The organism is Streptococcus agalactiae ATCC 13813, from assembly GCF_000186445.1.
GTDB classification, from domain to species: domain Bacteria; phylum Bacillota; class Bacilli; order Lactobacillales; family Streptococcaceae; genus Streptococcus; species Streptococcus agalactiae.
Window position 1 is genome coordinate 1 of sequence record NZ_GL636073.1, and the last position, 2,439, is coordinate 2,439.

Annotated in this window: 3 protein-coding genes; all 3 read right to left on the minus strand. The window is 33.5% G+C overall.

The features are described from left to right. Positions 1 to 72 precede the first annotated feature (72 nt). Positions 73 to 1,161: a site-specific integrase gene (locus HMPREF9171_RS102935; RefSeq protein WP_001217740.1), complete on the minus strand. Its 1,089-nt coding sequence runs from the start codon at positions 1,159 to 1,161 to the stop codon at positions 73 to 75. A gap of 121 nt (positions 1,162 to 1,282) precedes the next feature. Next, a complete protein-coding gene (locus tag HMPREF9171_RS102930; RefSeq protein ID WP_000438040.1) occupies positions 1,283 to 1,909 on the minus strand; it encodes a TrbC/VirB2 family protein in 627 nt (208 codons plus the stop codon). 224 nt (positions 1,910 to 2,133) lie between these two features. Next, positions 2,134 to 2,439: S24 family peptidase (locus HMPREF9171_RS102925; protein ID WP_000304056.1), on the minus strand; the 306-nt coding region annotated here is incomplete at its 5' end.

The window sequence follows — 2,439 nt, forward strand, 5'->3', positions numbered from 1 at the left end:
CCGGTGGGAGTTTAAAAAGTATTGTTATATCAATGATTAATAAAATTTGTGGCTCTTTTTGGGTCTCTTTTTTTAAAAATCAATATATTTAGAGAATTTAGTTCCAATTTCATCTTTTGCAGTTTCAGTAATATGTACATAGGTATTCATGGTTGTTTTCAAATCTTCGTGACCTAGACGATGCTGCACTTGTTTTAGAGTAAGTCCAGATTCAAACAACAAACTAGCGTGTGTATGTCTGAATCCATGTATTCGTATTGGTTCGAGTTTTGATATTGAATCCCTTAATATTTGTACAAGCCATCTTCTAGGTTGTGTAGGCGAAATCCACCTACCTGAAGCTGATTCAAGAATATATTTCGTTTTTGGATATGTTTTGTGAAGGTTGTCAAGTACATTCATCGTCTCGGGGTCCAAGCTAATTAATCTGTCGCTTGACTTATTTTTTGTGGGACCAATGTGCTCACCAGCGATATCTCTTGTAATAGCTTTATTAACGTCTAGCGTTCCATTTCTATAATCTTTCCATGTCAAAGCTAGCATTTCTCCTTTTCGCAAACCAGTGAATGCTAAGAGCCTAAAAGTTGCTATTATATTAATGTCATCAGTATTATATACTAATTGCACAAACTCTTTTAGCTCGTCTTTATTATAGTAATCCTTTTTCTTGTTTATCGTTCTTTGAATTTTAGGGGCAGAGACTGGAGCTGATGGATTGGAAGTGATGTACTGGAATTTAACAGCGTGGTTTAAAATATTGCGTACAATGCCAACAATCTTCGAGCTATATTTGAGTTTAGTTGACCACTCATCAGCGTATTTCTGGATAATCAAGGGTGTCAAATCTTTTATTTGATAACTGCCAAGGGAAGGTAAAATATGATTTTCGATATTTCTTTTTGTCTTTAAATATGTGCTGCCTTGAACGGTTTTTTCATAATTATCTAGCCAGATTTTTGTTAAATCTTTAAATAATAACGTTGACTTGTCTTTTGGGTTTTCTATTTCCTGTTGTAGATTTATTAACGCTTGCTTTGCCAGCTTTTTAGATGTAAAACCACTACGCTTTATATATTTCTTCTTTCCATCAATAACACCTATATATACTCGAAAACGATAAGCAGTAGTACCGTTTTTCTTTTTATATGATTCTATTCGCATTGGTTATCATCTCCAAATTTAACTAATAAGGTATAGTAAAAGACCTTATTAAAGGTCAATTACAGTTTTACTTCACGCTCTCCTCGACCAAAATTTGAGCGTGGGGCTTTTTGTTTATCATTTATTTTAATCCGTTGCTTGATTTAGAATCAACAACTAGTACGCCATTTTTTTGAATAAAATGAATAGATACGCTTGCATAATACGAACCATCATTCAAGTCCCAACCACAATCTTTTGAAGGTACCTCAGCATCTGTTTCAATATCGTAGTCCGTGCTGTCAGATACACTATTAGGTCTTCCAACTTTTGCAACAACTTCGTCGTAAGTTGTTTGACCTTTGATCAATGAATTGAAATAAGATTCTGACCATTTAAATTTAGCGTCCGCATTTTTAACTTTTGCTCTAGAAGAAGAAGCTTCGATAGAAGAAGACTTGCTATAAGAGGATTCGTATGATTTTGATGTTTTATCGAATGATTTGCTTGCGGTATCGATCACTTTACCATACATTGATTGTGTAACTAGAACAATTATCATTGCTAAAATTGAAATAACGATACTAACATAAGTTAGTGTTTTTTTGCGTTTTCTATTAAAAAATAACGCAAAAAATCCAATAATTAACGCAATTATAGCAATAACAAACGATCCGTTGTTAATGAATGGCATCCATGAGCTAATTAACGCAATTGCGCCAATTATAATTGCAATAATAGGCAAAACTTTCTTTTCAGATTGTTCCATAAAAATCTCCCTGCCAGCTTTTTACGTGGATCAGGTATTGCACGTTATTATTTAAATTAATTTTTTAAACTCATTGACAACCATAGCTTCGTTCGCTATTGTTTTTAATTTGTAAACTTTCATAAATCTGTAAACGTTAAAGTCTTTAACGTCGTCTAACGTGGTTCAGATATTACACATAGTTATTAATTTCCGAGATTAAGCGTTCAACTTTTTCCAGCATATTAATTCTCCCTGTAACTACCCATAACTTCGCCAATAATCCTAAAATCACTATCTCTATCGATTTGGATATCACTATATTTATCGTTTAGACTATGTAAAAACGCTCCCTCATTGTTTATAAGCAACTGTTTGATATAAGCGTCACCGTAATACTCAAACACTCCTATATCGCCATCTACGAGCTCTACGGATAGCTTTACGAAGACATAGTCACCAGAATGATAATCGGGCTCCATAGAATCACCATAGACCGGAATAACAAAATCAGCGTCATAATCAACTGGTAATTCAATTGTTTCTACTTG

What these genes read in the sequence shown, in the direction of transcription:
- HMPREF9171_RS102935 (WP_001217740.1), bottom strand. Translation starts at nt 1,161, where the DNA reads ATGCGAATAGAATCATATAAAAAGAAAAACGGTACTACTGCTTATCGT.
- HMPREF9171_RS102930 (WP_000438040.1), bottom strand. Translation starts at nt 1,909, where the DNA reads ATGGAACAATCTGAAAAGAAAGTTTTGCCTATTATTGCAATTATAATT.